Below are 17,722 nucleotides of genomic sequence, written 5' to 3'. Positions count from 1 at the left end.
CCGCTACTGATTAATCCGAGGAGGCTTGTCGCATCCAGGGCGGGGTGTTCTCCGGGGCCCTGGGGAACTCGGCGAGGTCAGCTGGGTAGATGCCTTCGTCGACAGGGATCGACCAGGCCGGCTGGTTGTCGTAGTCGAAGTCCGTGGCGAAATGCCCGTCGGCGGTCACGCTCACCCGCGCGGTCAGCCACGCGCCCCTGCCCGGCTGGTACATCACGCGCCGCAGCTCCTCGAACTGGTCCTCGAGATCGTCCGGCAACGGATCCAGCTGCGCGCCGTCGACCTCGGCGTCGAGTTCGGCGTACGAGGTGGTCGCCCGGTAGACCGCGCCGACCTCGCGCCACCCGGCGGGCAGCTCCGCGACCAGCGCGCGGGCGATCGTGTCGATGATCTCGATCTCGCTCATCCCGCTCCCCGGGTCGTCGGCTTGGTCTCCCTGAAGATACGCCGGGGCGACCGTTCACCCTGATGACGGTCGACGACCGTCCGGCTGGACGGGCGGCGCGTCGTGGTGTTCGGGTGCTTGACGTCGATCGCGGCGTGCACCTGGACACCGGCGACCCGCATCGCCTGCCAGGTCTGTTCCATCCGGCGCCAGTTCTCGCTGCCCTTGACCGCGCGGTTCTGTTCCTGCGACTGCGCGGTCAGGTTGACCGACTCCCCCGGCCCGTCGAACACCGTCGCGAACAGGTGCCCGCCGTCGTCGGTCCGCTGCCGGTCGGGGACCCCGGCCTCCCGCTGCGCCTCGACGTTGCGGCGCTCGTCGTTCTCCGCCGTGGGCAGCCAGCCGAGCCAGCCCTCGGCGTGCGACACCCGGCCGTGGTCGTCGGTGACGTACAGGTAGCGCTGGTCGACGATGTACACGGTCGACGCCGCGGGCTCCATCAGCCTGCCGTTCCAGTCGCCGACGCGTCCGGACTCCTCCTTGTGCACGGGCAGCCGGGCGTACTTGTCCGGCACCATCGGTACGTCGTCCGGGCCGTAACCGACCGCGCGGACGTCGGCCGGATCGGCGGGTTGCTCGATCCGGACCGACGCCCGCGACGGTCGTTCAGTCATGCGCTCTTTCTACCGGCCGAGGGTGTCAGCCGTCGTTCTCGGCGGCCGGGATCACCGCGCCGGGAACGTTCTGCGGCGCGAAGATCTGGGCCTCACCCGGGTAGGGCAGGGACCAGCTGTGCGCCTCGTACCAGTTGTAGTGGTTCATCTGTGCGGGGTTCGCAAAGTCGGCCCGGGCGTTCGGGCCAGTGGTGCGCTGCTGGTCCTTCCACGCCGACCACTGCGCCGCCATCGACTCCATACCGGCCGGCACGGACACCGTCGGCGCCGCGGCGACGGTCGGGTTCTGCGCCGCCGGCACGTCGACACCGCACGGCGGCGGGGTCTTCAGGCCGTCGGTCAGCGGCACCCGGTTCGGCAGCGCGCTGAACGGCGTGAAGTCGGGCTTGCTGGTGAAGGCGCCGAACATCGGGGTGGCCGCGGTGTCCTTCTGGTTCATCGGCTTCATGCCGAGGATCTGCTCGATGGTGCGGATCATCGTGATCTGCGTGTAATAGTGGCTGTCCACCGCACTGTGCTGTGCGTACGGGCTGATGATCTGGATCGGCGCCCGGTGCCCGTCGATGTGGTCGAGACCGGCCTGCGAGTCGTCCTCGACGACGAAGATCGCCGAGTCCTTCCAGTACTTGCTGTGGGTGATCTCGTCGACGATCCGCCCGGTGGCCAGGTCGTTGTCCGCGACCTGCGCCGGACCGTTGGCCGGACCACCGGTGTGGTCGTTCGACAGCCAGAACATGTTCAGGTTCGCCGGGCCGTTCTTACGGAAGTCCTTGCGCCAGATCTCGGTCTTGTAGATGTCCGGGACGCTGGTGTCGAACTGCGGGAAGCCCTGCACCGACACGTCGTTCAGCGACGGGATCGCCGAACCGGTGGTGATCGGGTACTTGGTGTCCGCCCCGGTCGCGATCATGTTCTTCGTGTCGCAGTAGTAGTTCTGCCAGGTGCCGTCGGCCGGCTTCTGCTCGATCGACAGGAACTCGCCGAAGTTCTTCACCGACTTGCCGGCCGCCTGCACACCGGTCCAGAGGAACCCGCTCTTCTGGTGGCCGAGGGCATCGTTCTCGGTGTCGTAGCTGCGCAGGTACTCACCGGCCGAGGACTCGGTGTACTCCGGGTTGTCGGCCTGCATCAGCCAGTTGTGACCCTCGGCGGAGTTCGTGCCGATGTCGTAGGTGTTGTCGTACAGCCCGAACTGCTTGGCCAGCGCGTGCTGGTTCGGCGTGACGTTCTCGCCGTACTGCGCCAGCGCCGGGTTGCCGTTGCCCTCCGGGATGTCGCCGTACACCTGGTCGTACGTCCGGTTCTCCTTGACGATCAGGAACACGTGCTTGATCGTCGACGGGTCGCCGAGCTTCGCCGGGACCGGCACCGGGTTGCGGTGGCCCTGGTCGGTCGCGACCTGGGCGGAGCCGTTCGTCCAGCCGTTCTGCTCGAAGACCGTCTGCGTGGACTTCTTGATCGCGTGGTCGTCGGGCAGCTGGAACCTGGTCAGGCTCGAGGTGGTGTCGTGCGTGCTGTGGCCGGCGGCCGTGGTCTCCCGGCGGGCGTCCACGCCGCGGGTGTTCGACACGACGATGTCCTTGCCGACCTGCGCGAGCTCGGCCGGGAAGTAGTCGGTCGGCAGCAGGCCGACGTAGCTGACCGGCTCGAGCGGGTTGCGGTACATGTAGACCGCGACCGCGTTCGCACGGCCGAGCGACACCAGCAGGTGGCCGTCGTCGGTCAGCGTCACGCCATCCGGCTCGTAGCCGACCGACGCCTCGGCCCACGGCTGCGTGGCGATGGTCTGGGTGACCTTGCCGCGCTTGGTGTCGATCACCGACACCGAGTTGGTCGCGGTGTTCGTGACGAACACGGCGCCGTTCTTGGCGTAGATCGCCGTCGGGTGCAGTCCGACGTCGATGCTGGCCGGTGCGGCCGACGGGTTCGCCAGGTCGATCACGCTGACGGTACCGGTGGTGGTGATCGCGTTCCGGTTGGAGACGACCTGGGTGCCGTACGAGTTGATCGTCGTGTCACCCGGCTTGGCCGGGCGGCCGCCCTCGTTGCTCACATACAGCTTGTCGCCGACCAGCACCATGTCGCGGGGCGCGTTGCCGGTCGCCCACGTCTGCTTGATCGCACCGGTGGCGGTGTCGATCGCGACGACCTTGTTCTGGCCGTTCACCGCGGAGTAGACCGTCGAACTGTCCGCCGAGAACACCGCCTCGGAGGCCAGCGCGCGCTTGCTGCCGTCGGCCGGGATCGCGACGAACGTCGGGTTCGCCAGCGAGCCGTCCGGATTCACGGTGAACTTCCGGTAGCCGTCGGCCTGGCCGAGCCAGACCTGCGAGCCGTCCGGCGAGTACGTCGGGCCCTCCTGGCCGACGTCGTTGCCGGGGATCTTCAGGTCCGCGGCGGCGTTGTTGCCGATGTACTGCTGGACCTTCCAGTTCTTCAGGTCGACGATCGCCATCGCCATCCCGCCGTCGGTCACGGAGGCAGCCAGGTGGCTGCCGTCCGGACTGACGGTGGACGACATGATCTTGCCCTTCTGGAGGACGAGCCGGTCGCCGATCGGCTTGATGTACTGGTCGGCGGAGACGACCTGGCCCTTGTCGGTCACCTGCCCGACCTGGTCGTGACCGAAGCCGGTCGTCGAGGCGACAGCGGTGCCGGCGAGCGTGACCGCGACGGCCGTGGTGCCCGCCGTCAGCAGTGGTACTCTGCGCCGGAGGGGGCTCGACGAGCCTTTGTCGTCACGCCTGCGGCGGCGTGTTACCTGCATGGGTTATCCCTTCGGGTTGACAGGTAGCAGTTCGATATTGCCGTCGAACTGCCACAGGGGGTTCGGTTCGTCCCCGGACGGGGTGCGGACCAGGAAGAAGCCGTTCACTTCTTTCGGTCCGTCCCCGTCGGCCACGTACCGACCGAGTGGGTTGATGTCGAGCTGGTAGATCGCCGAGCCGGCCGCGGCCACTCCGGGGATGTGCCAGCTGACGACGCAGCGCCAGTCGTTGCCGGGTCCGCGCGCCGCGACCTGGTCGCCGCCCTTGGTGCATTCGGCGGCGGCCTGCAGCTGCTCCTCGGTGACGTCGGCGCGGTTCAGCTGCTTGGTCTGCAACCGGTACAGATGCGCGAACTCGACCGCGACCGCCCGCTGCACCTTGTCCTGGTCGATGCCCGATCCGAAGCCGGTCACCGGAGCGACCGCCGCCGTCGTCACACCGAGCAGGACGACGAGGGGCAGCAGGCCGGCCGTCAGCGCGAGCCGGCCCGATCCGTCGTGCGTCGGGTTGGTGAAATCACGGCGTACGAAGAGGAAGTACGCGAGACCGGTCGCGACGAGAGCCCACGCCAGGCTGACGATCACTCCGATCAGCAGCGGGCCGAGCTGCGCCGGGCTGGTGAACAGGCCGTTCCAGCTGATGAACGCGTAACCGGGCAGCGCGAGACGGAAGGCCACCGGCACCGGAAGCTGCTGGACGATCTGCATGGCGAGCGCGACGACGGCAGGGAGGAGCAGGCCCATCGGCGACCGGCCGAGCGCGACCGAGCCGAGCAGGCCGATCGCCGCCAGCGCCAGGGTCGGCGCGAGCGCGCACAACCAGGCGAGGAACACGGTGCCGGCCGCGCTGCCCGGCGAGAGCAGGTGGCCGTCGAGGCCGATCAGCTGTCGATTGCCGACGACCAGCAGACCGCTGGTGGTGCTCGACACGACCAGACCGATCACGAGTACGACGATCACAGTGAGGCTGGACAGCGCCTTCGCGACGAAGATCCGGCGCGGCGAGCGGACTGCGACCAGTAGATGCCGCCAGGTGCCGAGGCGGTCCTCGACGGCGAACACGTCACCGGCGATCAGCGACGTCAGCAACGGCAGCGCCCAGGAGCCGGAAAAGCCCAGCAGGACAAGGGGTCCGGCCCATCCGGTGCTGTGCATCCAGCGACCGAACAACGTGTCGACCGGCAGCGAGGCCTGCTGGCTGACCACGGCGACGAACAGGGCGGGCGCCAGCCAACACGCGATGATCAGCACACGAACGCGCCACTGCGTCAGCAGTTTGACCAGCTCGAACCGGTAGCCGCGAACGACGGGAACTCGACGGACCGCAGGGGTCTCGGGGGCAGCCACGGTGGCTGTCATCAGTTGGTCTCCTGCTGCTCGGTGAGGGCGAGGAACGCGGCCTCGAGGGGCGATACCACCGTGGCGAGCTCGCGGACCGCGATGTCGTCGCCGACCAGGCGCTTCACGAACTCGTCCAGCGCCGGCACGGACGCCGAGATCACCAACACCTCGACGCCGTCCTGTATGGCGTCCTGTGCGGCGTCCTGATCGCGGAGCCGGATGCCCCGCGCGTCGGCGGCATGGCGACGGGCAGCCGCCGGGTCGGAGGTGCGGACCCGGTAATCGAGTTCGCTGTCCTCCGAGGCCAGCTTGCTGATCGGGCCCGAGAACGCGACGCGTCCGGTCGAAAGGATCGTCACCTCGGAACAGAGCGCCTCGACGTCGTCCATGCGATGGCTCGACAGCATCACCGCCGTTCCGTCGGCAGCGAGCCGGGTGAGAACGCCGTACACATGCTTCTTGCCGGCCGGGTCGAGGCCGTTCGAGGGCTCGTCGAGGATGAGGAGCCGCGGCTTGGTGAGCAGCGCTGCGGCCAGGCCGAGGCGCTGGCGCATGCCGAGCGAGAAACCGCGGACCCGGTCGTCGGCCACGTCGGTCAGCCCGACCTGGTCGATCGCGTCGTCGATGTCCATCGTGGTGTCACCGCGGAGGGCGGCCAGGGCGGCGAGGTTCTGCCGGGCGGTCATCGAGGGGTACAGGCCCGGGCCGTCGACGAAGCCGGCGACGCCCTCGGGAACGGCGAGGGCGCGGCCGACCGGCGTACCCAGGATCTCCAGCGTGCCGCGGTCGGGGACGGCGAGGCCCAGCAGCAGCCCGAGCAGCGTGGTCTTTCCGGCTCCGTTGGGTCCGACCAGCCCGTGGATCTGGCCGGGGGCGACGTCGAGATCTACACCGTCGAGCGCGACGACCTCACCGAAGTACTTGGCGAGGTCGCGGGCACGGACAGTGGGCGGGGCGTCCATGGTTAATACATTAGAAAGCAATGTACGGTGAAGTGAAGACCGAAAGTTAACTATTGGCGAACTGGGAGGAACTCCTTTCAGCTCCGCTCTCAGCGGCCTCTCAGTCGCGCTGCTCCGGATCGATGTAGTGGAAGGTCGGACCAGCCGTGGTGCGGTCGTCCTCGCTCAGCTGCATCAGTTTCAGGGCTTCGGACTTCAGCCCGAACATCGCGCGGACCGCGTCGCGGATCAGGCCGGGTTCGCCCGTGAACGCCTGCTCCAGCAGGAACAACACCGTGCAGTAGGTCGCGTCGAACTGCTCCTGCGCGGCGCGGATCTGGGCGTTGCCCGAGCGGACCGGGTTCGCCTGCATCGGCGACACCCCGGTCAGGTCGACCGTCACCGGTTCCCCGGTCGGCCCGGACTGCGGTGTGTCTCCGCGCTGGTAGCGGCGGCCGAGCTTCAGTTCCTCGAACCGGTAGTAATGCGCGACCTCGTCGCGATCCGGATGGAAGATGTCGTGGTCGCCGTCCCACACCTCGCCACGCGACGTACCTTCACCCTGCTCGACGATCTCGTCCAGCGCGGCCAGCGCGGACGCGAGGCCGGTGATCGGCTGCAGGCTGCCGCCGGTGTGGTGGAACGGTCCGGCCGTCACCTGGCGGGCCGGGTCGCCGGAGAACAGCTTCTCCTCGCCGAGCGCGCCGGCCAGGTACCGCAGGCCGTCCTCGATCGCGTCGTAGAACTGACCGATGGTCTCGTAGTGGTCGCTCTCGGCCGGAGAGCCGGGCGCTTCGGGTTTCTCCAGGCGCAGGAACATCTCCAGCGCGTCCGGCCCGAACGGCAACAGCGACAGGTCGATCGAGCCGTGCGGGAGCCGGCGCGGGTAGCCGGGCAGCATGTCCGGGATATCGAGACGCGGCTCGCCGCCGACGGCGTTCAGCAGGTTGCACGCCAGTGACAGATGGATCATCTCCTCGACGAACACACTGCTCACCAACTCGACCGCGTCCGGGTTCCGCGCCGGGTCCAGCGAGTACAGGGCGCACAGGTACGGCGGAATCGTGGCGTGCTCGAGCTCGATCGCCCACTGCAGGTGCTCGTGAAGACTGTCAATTGTCTCGATGCGCTGGTTCATACCTGGTGAGACAGCCCAGCCAGCTCCCCTGTGACCGTCATACCGCGCCTTCCTGCCTGGTCTCTCACGACAGACCGATCAACTGGAAGGTGAACTCTGATGACCGACACGACCGAGCGCCGATCCACTGCCTGGCAGACCGCCCTGACGATGCTGCAGGAGGTCGAGCCACCGTACGTCCCCAAAGGCTTCCACGTGATGACCGTCGACATCGAGTACCCGGCGGGCGACCCCGGCGCGCCGCCGCACCGCCACTCGGGCCCGGCCTTCGGGTACGTCGTGGCCGGCGAGATGCTCTTCGAACTCGAAGGCGAACCACCCCGCGTGATCAAGGCCGGCGAGGCGTTCTGGGAACCGGGCGGCGACGTCATCCACTACCAGGACGGCAACAACCGCGCCGACATCCCGCTGAAGTTCATTGTCACCATGCTGTGCGCCCCGCACCAGGACATGTTCACCCTGGTCCCAGAAGCCGAACTAACACAACGAGCCAACCGCCGCGCCCAGCACTAGCTACGGGCTCGACGCCTCAGTCACCGAGCTGGTCGGCCGGGTGTGTCAGGTTCTCGACGACCGGCCGCAGGGCTCGGGGGGCGCGCGCCGCACCTTGGACTGGACCGGCAGGTCGCGCTGGTGCTGATGTACCTGTTGCTGCGCTCGGACACCGACAGCGTGTGCGGTGCCGGCTTCGGGACCCGCGACCCCGGCCAGACGAACTCCCGCAACGGCTATCACCACCGCGAGCTCGACACCCGGGTCGGCGCGCTGGATGTCACGGTCCCCAAACTGCGCAAAGGGACCTACTTCCCCAACTGCCTGCTGGAACAGCGCCGGCGCACTGAGGCGACGCTCACGAACGTGGTGGCGATGTATTACCTGCTCGGGGTATCGACACGGCGGGCTGGACCGGCTGGTGCACTTCTGCAGTACTCCATAGCCTCCGGCACTCCCACCAGCCTGGCTGAGCGCCCCGCCGCGCCGTACAGTGCGGCGCGGCGTCCGGCGGCCCCTTACGGCGTGAGCGTCCCGCGGTGCCGTACGGCGTGGGTGAGCGTCCGGCGGCGCCGAGCGTCGTGCTGCGGCGACGGCGCGGCCCACTCGGGCGGGTGACTGGACGACCCCGCTAGCGATGCGGGTATGCCAGTGGCCGTTGCGCAGCTCGGCGTGGTGGTGGCGGCAGGGCAGAGAGTCAGGTTGCTGATCTTGGTCTCGTGCCGTCAATCCGGACGTTGTTGTAGTGCCCGGCCTCAACCGGATGCCGCGAAGGCAGCCGCTTGCTGCAAAGCGGCATCGTCCGCCCGCCACCGCGACCGGGCCGCGTCGGTCTCTCCGGCGGCAGGTGGATGGACGTCCGGCAGTGCCCAACATGCGGGCTGCGCGTCCGGCGGTCCCGCACGATCTGGCTCAGCATCCGGTGGTGTCGTGCATCCAGGCAGGGCATCCGGGGGTGCCGTAGGTCGTGGCTGAGCTTCCGGCGGCGCCGTACGGCGTGGCTGGGCATCCGGCGGTCCCGATAGTCGTGCTGCGGCGGCGGCCGGCGGGGCCGTGGCCCAGGCCGGGCGGGTGACGTGGACGACGCCGTCGGTGATGCGGATCTGCCAGTGGCCGCGGTGGACGTCGGTGTGGTGACGACGGCAGAGCAGAGCCAGGTTCGAGACTTTGGTGTCGCCGCCGTCGATCCAGGAGATCAGATGATGGGCGTCGCACATGATCGGCGGTGCCCCACAGACCACGCAGCCACGGTCGCGGGCCTCCAGGGCGCGGCGCATCGCCTTGGTGACCAGGCGTTCGAGGCGCCCGACATCGAGCGGTTCGGAGTTCGAGCCGAGCACCAGCGGGATGATGTTCGCGTCGCACGCCAGGCGGCGGATCGTGGCCGCAGAGAGCCCGCCGCTGTAGACGGTGCGCCCGATCGCGTCCGCGGTCGCGGCCTTCAAGTCTTCGAAGTCGATCGTGACGGTGATGTTCGCCTTCGCGCCGTACCCGGCCACCCGACGATCCTTCCCCACGCTCCCCGCGCTGCCCGCATTGCCGGCACTGCTCGTGGCGGCTGTGGTCGCCGCTTCAGGTGCGGTAGGTCCGGTAGGTCCGGTAGGCGCGGCGGGTCCCATGGTGTCCCACGCGGCGGCGGCGATGCTCAAGGCATCCGACAGCGCGTCGGCCTGGCGCTTGTCACGCGGCCGCGGATCGTGTTCACCGTCGACGGTCTTGTGCGGGCGAGCACCGGCATGCACGACCGCGCGCAGGAGCTCGGCGTTCTCGTTGGCCAGGAACCCCGTGAACTTCACCCCGTTGTCCGCAGCCGACAACGTCAAGGACTCCCGTTCATACGCCTTCAGCTCTTCCGGTTCAGGGCCGTCGGAGTCCAGCAGGTCGGCGATCTCCTTGGCGGCCGTGCGCAGCTCACCCGGCGACAGATGACCGGCCAGCCCGACCAACTGCTCCGCGGCCGCGTCCAGATGCTCCACCGGCACCCGCGACCGGACCCGGTCGAGACCGAACACGATCGCGGCCGCCTGCGCCGGACGCAACAGCCAGCCACCACCAGTACCGTCCCCGGATCCGCTGTCGTCGGACCCGCTCTCGTCGGGTGCGTCGGTGGGTGCTGAGGAGGCGGTGCGTTCCAGGGCGGTCGCCACGGCTGGGTAGTGCGGGGTGGTCTGGGCGAGGCGGAGGGTGCGGCGGGCGGCCGGTGGGTCCAGGCGGTACCGGAAGCGCAGGAGTTCGGCGGTGTCGCGGGCGCCGAGCTCAGCGGCGTACCCGGTGGACTCGATCGCGGCGACCACGCTCAGCCGGTAGGCCTCCAGGCGGGCGAGCTCGGCTTCCAGCGTGTCGAGAGTGGACAGCAGTTCGCCGCCACTCATCGACCACGCCGGCCGCTCTCCTAGAAGTTCCATGGCACCGACTCTAGACGGCGCCACCGACAGTTTCCGCGCCGGAATGCCCTTATTTTGTGGGCAATTCGTGGGCCCACACCAGCAAACACCCCCGCACCCTGGGAGCTGGGCGTCATCCGCCGTGGGCGTCAGCACCCGCTCCGTACGCTGCACAGTTCACACCATCGACACAGCTCCACACCTGCACCTGGTCCTGGCTGATCGCCGCTGGCCACCGGCCCGCAGGGTTGAGTGCCAAGACGATCCGGCAGCTAACGACATCCCTCAGGGCCGCCCGGTCTGGAGCCGCCTCACCCGGGAGCGGTCCAAACGGCAGTGGACGCGCGGTTTCGGCTGGCATGCGAGGGCCTGAAGGCATCCGGCCGATCAACTCGGCGATCTTCGCGCGATCCAGCACAACAGGAATCGAGACTGGGTCGACCCTCTCGAGCGAGGTGCTGGTCTGCAGATAGCCGGCACCGGTCAGGCCGCGCCTGACCGGTTGAGCCGGCACACCGCGGTGGGATGGGTACCCAAAGAGCCGACGCGTCAGAAGTCGCGTCGGCCCACGTTTCGCGACAGCGAGCACCAAACTGGTGCTTCAAGCCGAGTTCATGCTCCTGGCATCTTCTTCCACCCACCCTTGTGAGGGCGAGCACCAGGCAGGTGCTTCAAGACGAGCTCACGCTCCCGCATGCTGCTTCGAACCAAGCCAGGCGAGTGTCGGCCCGTACGCAGAAAGCAGATGCGTCGCCGCCCTCGGGCCGATCCTCCGGGTGGTGCAACATGCCGACACCTGAGTCGGCGAGCGCCAGCGGGTTGTGCTGGTCCGGCAGGGTAGGCCCGAAGCAGATGGTTCCTCGAAGGTCGCCAGCCTGCTTCCGTAGTTCTGGAGCACCGGCGACTGCAGCCGACCCCGCGCAGGCACCCAACGTCCGCTCTGTCGCCCATAATTTTGGGGCCTGTCGAAGAGTCATCAGACCGCCAGCCAACTTCCTAGTGCTGGAGCGCCGCCGACTGCAGGCGGGCGCCCAACTACGTCAGCGGTAGGCGCGGGCCTGGAGTTCGAAGAGTTCGGCGTAGCGGGCGTTGGCGGTCAGGAGGTCCTCGTGGGTGCCGAACTCTTCGATGCGGCCGTTGTGCATGACAACGATCAGGTCGGCCATGCGGACGGTGGAGAAGCGGTGGGAGACGAGGACGGTGATTCCGCCGGTTTCGGCGGCGGCTATCTTGGCGGCTGCGGCGTACTGTTCGTACAAACGGTGCTCGGCTTCAGGGTCCAGGGCCGCGGTGGGCTCGTCCAGCAGGAGCAGCAGCGGGCGTTCGCGCATGAACGCCCGCGCCAGCGCCAGCCGCTGCCATTGGCCGCCGGAGAGTTCGACGCCGTCGGTGAACTTCTTGCCCAGCTGGGAATCCAGCCCGCGCGGCAGCCCGGCGACCACCGACGCCGCGTCGCCGCGGAGCACGGCGGCCCGTACGGCGTCGTCGTCGCCGGCCCGCTGGACGTCGCCGATGCCGACGACCTCGCGCGCGGTCAGCTCGAACTTCACGAAGTCCTGGAACCCGGCCGACAGCTGCGACCGCCACGCGTCCGGCTGGATCGTCGCGAGGTCCGCGCCGTCGACCAGGATCCGCCCGGTCGTCGGGTCGTACATCCGCGCGAGCAGCTTGACCAGTGTCGTCTTGCCGGCGCCGTTCTCCCCCACCAGCGCAACTGCCGACCCGGCCGGCACACTCAGGTTGATCCCGCTCAGCACGGCGGATTCCGAACCGGGATAGGAGAATCCGACGTCCCGCAGCTCGATCCCGCTGGTCAGCCGCTCGGGCGCGGGCGTCGTGCTCGACCGCCACGAGTTCTGCTTCGCGTACTCCCGCAGCCAGTCGTAGCGGCTGAAGCTCCGCACGACCTCGCCGACCCAATACACGTTCTGCGCGATACCGCCGGTCATCTGGTCGACCTGCGGCGCGAGCAGCAGCACAAGGGTGACGTCACCCGCGTCGGACTGCCCGTTCCGCGCGCGGACGACCACCCAGACGATCGCCGCGGCGTACGCGAGCCCGAACACCAACCGCACCGAACCGTCGACCTTCCCGCCCCACCGGGCGGCGGCGACGCGGCGCTCGAAACGCTCGGTCTGCAGCGCGAAGATCCTGTCCAGCAGCACCTTCCCGAGGCCGAACACCCGCAGCTCCAGCCCGGTCCGCGGATCCTTCGCGACCTCGATCAGCTTGTCCACGAGGCGCTCCTGCGGCAGCGAATCCTCCCACGCCTTCTGCTGTCGCGTGCTGCTCAGGTACGCCGACCAGATCCGCGCGCCGCCCAGCAACGGGAGCACGAGCAACAGCGGATGCACCGACCCGAGCAGCGTGAGCACGGTCGCGGTGTTCGTGACGGTGGCGAACGCCCACAGCAGCACCTCGGCCCCGACGCCCATCCGCCACGCCCGCTCCCGCACCAGCTCGAGGCGGTCGGCGACGTCCGGCCGCTCGTGATGCGACAGGCCCGGGATGCCCGCGGTCACGTCCAGCAGGTCGGCGTGCACGCGACCGGCCATCCGCTCCTGCGCGGTGTCCTGCAGCGGCCAGCCGAGTCCGTCTGCCAGGAACGACACCGCGAGACCGCCGATGATGATGCCGACGCCGAGCGCGATCGTGCTCGACTGGTCCGACGCGATCCCGTCGACGAGCCGGCTCACGCCGTACGTCTGGGCCGGTGCGGTGATCGCGCGCGCCGCCACCAGGACGGTCGAGATCGCCATCAGCGCCGGCGCCGCCCGGAACGACGTGCTCAGCCACAGCCACAGGATCCGTGCCGTGCGTCCCCGCTCAGACATCGATCGCCTCCGGTCCGGTCACGTAGCGCTCCGCCTGCAGCCGGAACATCCCGGCGTACTCACCGTCGCGGTCGAGCAACTCCTCATGCGTCCCGTCCTCGACGATCCGCCCGTGGGACAGCACGCAGATCCGGTCGGCGTTGCGCACCACCGAGAACCGGTGCGAGATGATCAGCGACGCCACACCCGAGGTGAGCTCGAGATACCGCTCGACCAGCTCCGCCTCGGCCCGGACGTCGAGCGCCGCCGCCGGCTCGTCCAGCACCAGCACGCCCGCTCCCGCGTGCACCGCGAACAGCGCCCGGGCCAGCGCGACCCGCTGCCACTCGCCGCCGGACAGGTCGACGCCGCCGTCGAACGTCTTGTCCAGCACGGTGTCCCAGCCCTTCGGCAGACCGCGGACGACCTCGTCGATACCGGACTCGCGCGCGACCCTGACCAGCGTCAGCTCGTCGCCCGCGCGCTCCACCGCGCCGAACACCACGTTGTCGGTCACCGGCAGCGGGAACCGCAGGAAGTCCTGCACGATCGCGGCCACCCGCCGCTGCCACGCCGCGAGGTCGAGGTCGGCGAGATCGACGCCGTCGACCAGGATCCGGCCACTCGTCGGCTGGTACGCACCGCCGAGGAGTTTGACCAGCGTGGACTTGCCGGCCCCGTTGACGCCGACCAGCGCCAGCGCCTCGTGCGCGTGGATCGTCAGGTCGAGCTCGCGCAGCACATCGGTCTCGGAACCCGGGTAGCGGAAGCTGACCTTCTCGAAGCGGATCTCGCGCGCCGGCATCGTCTCGATCCGGTGCTTCGTCGTGACGGCCGGCTCCGGGTGCCGCTCGGCGATCGTGTCCGGCAGGTCGCGCATCGCCCGGTACGCCGACAGTCCGCGGCGGACCTGCACCACACCGAATCCGTTGTTCGCCTGCCCGATGACGAGGATCGCGGGCAACGTCGTCGCGACCTGGGTGAGCGGCAGCGAACCGTTCATGGCGGCGCGGCCGACCGCGAGGATCGCGACGCCGTTCGCCAGCAGGTGCACGCCGCCGATCAGCATCGACCACTTCGCGTTCTGGCGACGACGGGCCCACACCGGGCGGTAGCCCGCGGTCCAGTCGCGCACATAGCGCTCGACGAGCCAGTGGTGCAGGCCGAAGACCCGCAGCTCCTTCGGGGCGTCGCGCATGCCGAGGTTGAACAGGTACTGCGCCCGGCGCTGTTCCTCGGTGTTGCCCCACCAGACGTCGATCTCACGCTCGACCAGGCGACCGCCGTACCACTCCAGGAGCAGGGTGACCGCGACCAGCATCGCGGCCACCCACCAGCGGAACATGGCCCCGACGATGACCGCGGACCCGATCAGCGTGACCCGGCTGGCCAGCAGCCATGGCAGCTGGCTCATCCCCTGGGCGAGATGGAACCCGCCCTTGCCCTTCGCCCGCTCCTGCACGTCCAGCACCTCGGCGTCCTCGAGGTGCGCGATCCGGCGCGGCCGGAGCAGCGGCTCGGTGATCCGGTTACCGATCGCGCGGACCAGGCCTGCGTCCATCGTCAACGAGGCGACGTGCTGGAGCGCCGGCAACAGGCTGTCGATGACGAAGACCGCCAGCAGGGCGCCGAGCAGCAAGCTGAACTCGCCGAGCGGCATCGCGCCGGGGCGTCCCTCGACGACACCCGGCACCGCCCCCACGACCTGGCCGGTCAGCAGCGTGACCGCCATCCCCAGCAACGAGCCGAGAACGGCCAGACCCATCGTCAGAAGGGTGCTTCCAGGTGCAACACGAATCCCGTACCGCAGCAACGTCAGCACTCGACCGACCGTAACCGGCCGCACCGACAAAACGCATCCGAGTTTCCGGCCGGGCCCGGAAAACGTCAGAGGATGCCGCGAGCCGCGAAGGCCTTCTGTACGGCGGAAGCCTGGCTCGGACCGTACAGCGACCGCGCGGTCTCGACCGTCTTCGCGGCAGCGGCGGCGAAACTCGTGTCCGGGTCGAAGCCGAACTGCGCGTCGATGATGATCCGGTCCGCCACCGTCGGGCCCAGGGCCAGACGGATGTCGTAGAGCGCCTGCGACCAGATCTCGCCGTCCGCGTGCACCTCGCCGACGACGTTCTCCGGGTAGTGCTTGCCGGCATCGAGACGGCGCAGGCAATGCGGGACGGTCGCCGTGTAGGACGTGGAGTCCCAGTCCATCACGCAGGCCAGATCCGCCTGGATCGGTACGCCGTACTTCTTCGCGACCCAGTAGCCGACGCTGACCGCGAAGTAGTCGCCGAACGCCTCGCCGATCGACCCGGCCTCGAGCGACGTGCCGAAGCCCGGCACCTGCGCATCGTGCACGGCGTGACCGGTCTCGTGCACGATCACCTCACCGTCCTCGGCGTCGTCCACGCCGCCCTTGCCGAGCGTGATGGTGTCGTGCTTGTCCCACGAGAACGAGTTGTCCACGCCGTACTGGTCGACCTTGTAGTCCTGGCTTTCCGCATTCACCGCGGGCAGGGTGCTGCCGAAGCCGAGCGACTGCAGGTACTTCTGCGCCTCGGTCCCCCAGAAGTACGACATCACCTGCTCGAACTGGTCGTCGTGCCGGTCGTAGAAGTAGGTGCCGTTCGTGGTGTACGCCGGGGTGCCGGTCGTACTGCGCACGTTCGCCCAGGCGCCGCTCAGGTACCCCGAGCCGTCCAGGTCGGTCAGCGTCACCTCGTAGTAGGCGCCCCGCGGCACGGCCGTCGCCGAGTCCTTCTGGTCGGTGAGCGACTCGTCGCCGCTCGACTGCACCGGGTTCGGGATGAAGACGAGCGCCTTGGCCGTCGTGGCGCCCGTCGGCGGTTTCGCGTCCGCGGCGGGGGCCGCCAGCGCCGCCAGGGTCAGCACGGCGGCAGACGTCAGGGCTACGGATGTTCTCCAGGTCTTCGACCGCATGGCTCGCTCCGGATCGTTCGCAGGGAAATGCCCCCACAAGGTAGATGCCCGAGCCCGGCGGCGGAAGATCTCGTCAGCCGACGATCGGCTCCGCGTGGGCCTCGGGGTAGCCGGCCGCGGCGAGGCGGTCGAGGGTGCGTTGCAGGACGGCCGTGTCCTCGAGGGTGCGGACCTCGGTGATCTTTCCCCACCTGATCCGCAGGAACTGGTGCACGACGTTCTCGTACGTCGACCCGTCCACGACGTTGACGTGGACGGTGACCGCGGTCGCGACCTGCGTGTTCCACGGCCACCCGCTGACGATCACGTCCTGTACGTCGAACCGCGTCCCCGGCAGCAGCCGGAAGCACCGCTCCCACCAGCGTCGCAGCGCCTCGTGGGTCCGCCGCTCGCCGCCGAGCGCATGGTCTCCGTAGAACCGGTACGTGAACGACGGCGCCATCCCGGCCACCATCGCCTCCCAGTTGCCCTCGCTGATCTGTGCGAACGCGTGCCGCACCTGTCGCGCCACTATCCGGTGATAGATCCCCATGCACCCACCGTAGGGCTAGTGAGTTCAATAACGCAACTGACTACACTCAGGGCATGCGGAACACCAGCTTCGCCTCGATGCACTGCTCGCTCGCCCAGTCCCTGGAGCTGATTGGCGACTGGTGGACGCCGCTCGTCCTGCGCGATCTGTACCTCGGCCTGAACCGCTTCGACCAGTTCGTCGCCGACCTCGGCATCTCCCGCAACCTGCTCACCGACCGCCTCGCCACACTCGTCGACGGCGGCCTGGTCCGACGTACGCCGTACCAGCAGAACCCGGTGCGCTACAGCTACGAGCTGACCGAGGCGGGCCGGGAGCTCGTGCCGATCCTGATGGCCCTCACCGCCTGGGGCGACCGCTGGGCGACTCCCCCGGCGGGTCAACCGATCCGGTTCACGCACTCGACCTGCGGCAAGCTGACGACCCCGACGGTCTGCTGCTCGGAGTGCGGCGAGGCGCTGGACATGGGCGACGTCGAGCCGTCGCCAGGACCCGGCGGCAGGACGGCGCCCGGCACGGCGTTGATCGCGAGCGTGCTAGGACTCGAGCCGGAGGCGTAGCAGCTCGGCGAGCGGCATCGACTCGCCGTCGCGGGCGCCCTGACCGACGACGAGCGGCGGGTCGGACGGCCGGACCCGCACCCCGGCGACGCGGGACTTCAGGCTGGCGGGTACGCCGAGGATGTAGAAGTTGCCGTCGACGTCCACGGCGAGCGAGCGGTTGCGGCGCAGGTACCACCCAGTCAGATCCGTGCGGTAGCTGGCGTTCGACCCGACGACCTGGGCTCGCAGCGGCTCGGGCGGCACGCCACGCTCGTTCATCGTCGCAACGAAGCCGGCCAGCAGCTCACGCGCCTGCGCGGCCTCGGCGGCGCGCTTGCGTTCCAGCGCGGCGCCGTGCTCGGCGGCCGCCTGCCGTCGTTCCTCCCGCCAGCTCGTCACCGTCTCAATCTATCCTCAATCAACACAGAGGCAGAACGGATGACCGGCCGGGTCCAGGAAGACGCGGAACGACGTGCCGGGCTGATGGTCGGGCTTGGTGGCGCCGATCGCGAGGACTTCCGGTTCGGCCTCGTCGAGGTCGCGGACCATGACGTCGAGGTGCAGCTGTTGCGGGACGTCCTGCGTCGGCCAGGTCGGCGGTTTGAAGTCCGCCACCTGCTGGAAGGAGATGCAGTTGCTGCCGTCCTCCGGGCGGATCTCCGCCCAGCCCTCGCGGGACTCGACCTTCCAGCCGAGCAGTTCGCCGTAGAACTGCGCGAGCCGCGCCGAGTCAGGACAATCCAGGACGAACGCTGGATACATTGCGATAGCCATGG

15 protein-coding genes and 1 pseudogene are annotated in these 17,722 nt (G+C 69.1%); 3 read left to right on the top strand and 13 right to left on the bottom strand.

From position 1 onward, the window contains the following. Nucleotides 1-10: 10 nt before the first annotated feature. The 6 genes from ACWEOO_RS17950 to ACWEOO_RS17925 all read right to left on the bottom strand — a co-directional run bounded on the left by ACWEOO_RS17950 (nt 11) and on the right by ACWEOO_RS17925 (nt 7,246). Nucleotides 11-406, bottom strand: coding sequence for a hypothetical protein (locus ACWEOO_RS17950; protein WP_452143913.1), 396 nt, complete (start codon nt 404-406; stop codon nt 11-13). Next, on the bottom strand, nt 403-1,059 hold the full coding sequence (locus ACWEOO_RS17945) for a DNA/RNA non-specific endonuclease (RefSeq protein WP_452143912.1): 657 nt from the start codon (nt 1,057-1,059) through the stop codon (nt 403-405). The genes ACWEOO_RS17950 and ACWEOO_RS17945 overlap by 4 nt, the downstream gene beginning before the upstream one ends. Nucleotides 1,060-1,084: 25 nt before the next feature. Then, nucleotides 1,085-3,826, bottom strand: a complete 2,742-nt coding sequence (locus ACWEOO_RS17940; RefSeq protein WP_452143911.1) for a phosphoesterase — start codon at nt 3,824-3,826, stop codon at nt 1,085-1,087. 3 nt (nt 3,827-3,829) lie between these two features. Further along, on the bottom strand, nt 3,830-5,185 hold the full coding sequence (locus tag ACWEOO_RS17935) for an ABC transporter permease (protein ID WP_452143910.1): 1,356 nt from the start codon (nt 5,183-5,185) through the stop codon (nt 3,830-3,832). Continuing rightward, entirely contained in the window at nt 5,185-6,129 is a 945-nt protein-coding gene (locus ACWEOO_RS17930) for an ABC transporter ATP-binding protein (RefSeq protein ID WP_452143909.1), read from the bottom strand. Before ACWEOO_RS17930 ends, ACWEOO_RS17935 begins: the two co-directional genes overlap by 1 nt. 100 nt (nt 6,130-6,229) lie before the next feature. After that, nucleotides 6,230-7,246, bottom strand: a complete 1,017-nt coding sequence (locus tag ACWEOO_RS17925; RefSeq protein ID WP_452143908.1) for a ferritin-like domain-containing protein — start codon at nt 7,244-7,246, stop codon at nt 6,230-6,232. 99 nt (nt 7,247-7,345) lie between these two features. Between ACWEOO_RS17925 and ACWEOO_RS17920 the strand changes: the two genes are divergently transcribed. Both ACWEOO_RS17920 and ACWEOO_RS17915 read left to right on the top strand, forming a co-directional pair. Then, nucleotides 7,346-7,759 (top strand): cupin domain-containing protein, encoded by a 414-nt coding sequence (locus ACWEOO_RS17920; protein ID WP_452143907.1) that lies wholly within the window; start codon nt 7,346-7,348, stop codon nt 7,757-7,759. A gap of 153 nt (nt 7,760-7,912) precedes the next feature. Then, nucleotides 7,913-8,146, top strand: a pseudogene (locus tag ACWEOO_RS17915) (transposase); the annotation flags it as partial. 347 nt (nt 8,147-8,493) lie between these two features. Here the strand turns inward: ACWEOO_RS17915 and ACWEOO_RS17910 are convergent. The 5 genes from ACWEOO_RS17910 to ACWEOO_RS17890 all read right to left on the bottom strand — a co-directional run bounded on the left by ACWEOO_RS17910 (nt 8,494) and on the right by ACWEOO_RS17890 (nt 16,404). Continuing rightward, complete coding sequence (locus ACWEOO_RS17910) at nt 8,494-10,143, bottom strand: DUF222 domain-containing protein (protein WP_452143906.1); 1,650 nt, start codon at nt 10,141-10,143, stop codon at nt 8,494-8,496. Between the two features lie 1,019 nt (nt 10,144-11,162). Continuing rightward, a complete protein-coding gene (locus ACWEOO_RS17905; protein WP_452143905.1) occupies nt 11,163-12,956 on the bottom strand; it encodes an ABC transporter ATP-binding protein in 1,794 nt (597 codons plus the stop codon). Further along, complete coding sequence (locus tag ACWEOO_RS17900) at nt 12,949-14,700, bottom strand: ABC transporter ATP-binding protein (protein WP_452143904.1); 1,752 nt, start codon at nt 14,698-14,700, stop codon at nt 12,949-12,951. The genes ACWEOO_RS17905 and ACWEOO_RS17900 overlap by 8 nt, the downstream gene beginning before the upstream one ends. Nucleotides 14,701-14,822: 122 nt before the next feature. Beyond that, nucleotides 14,823-15,872, bottom strand: a complete 1,050-nt coding sequence (locus ACWEOO_RS17895; RefSeq protein ID WP_452143903.1) for a M4 family metallopeptidase — start codon at nt 15,870-15,872, stop codon at nt 14,823-14,825. A gap of 73 nt (nt 15,873-15,945) precedes the next feature. Next, nucleotides 15,946-16,404 carry a nuclear transport factor 2 family protein gene (locus tag ACWEOO_RS17890; RefSeq protein WP_452143902.1) on the bottom strand — a complete coding sequence of 153 codons (459 nt, stop codon included), beginning with the start codon at nt 16,402-16,404 and terminating at the stop codon, nt 15,946-15,948. A gap of 53 nt (nt 16,405-16,457) precedes the next feature. Between ACWEOO_RS17890 and ACWEOO_RS17885 the strand changes: the two genes are divergently transcribed. Next, complete coding sequence (locus ACWEOO_RS17885) at nt 16,458-16,964, top strand: winged helix-turn-helix transcriptional regulator (protein WP_355692115.1); 507 nt, start codon at nt 16,458-16,460, stop codon at nt 16,962-16,964. Here the strand turns inward: ACWEOO_RS17885 and ACWEOO_RS17880 are convergent. Both ACWEOO_RS17880 and ACWEOO_RS17875 read right to left on the bottom strand, forming a co-directional pair. Next, nucleotides 16,941-17,345, bottom strand: coding sequence for a hypothetical protein (locus tag ACWEOO_RS17880; RefSeq protein ID WP_452143901.1), 405 nt, complete (start codon nt 17,343-17,345; stop codon nt 16,941-16,943). The two genes, ACWEOO_RS17885 and ACWEOO_RS17880, sit on opposite strands and share 24 nt — an antisense overlap. A 15-nt stretch (nt 17,346-17,360) precedes the next feature. Continuing rightward, a complete protein-coding gene (locus ACWEOO_RS17875) occupies nt 17,361-17,720 on the bottom strand; it encodes a VOC family protein (RefSeq protein ID WP_363708555.1) in 360 nt (119 codons plus the stop codon). Nucleotides 17,721-17,722 lie beyond the last annotated feature (2 nt).

This window comes from Kribbella sp. NPDC004138 (assembly GCF_053603655.1).
The sequence above is the reverse complement of the archived record's forward strand: the minus strand, read 5'-3'. Positions and strand labels throughout refer to the sequence as shown.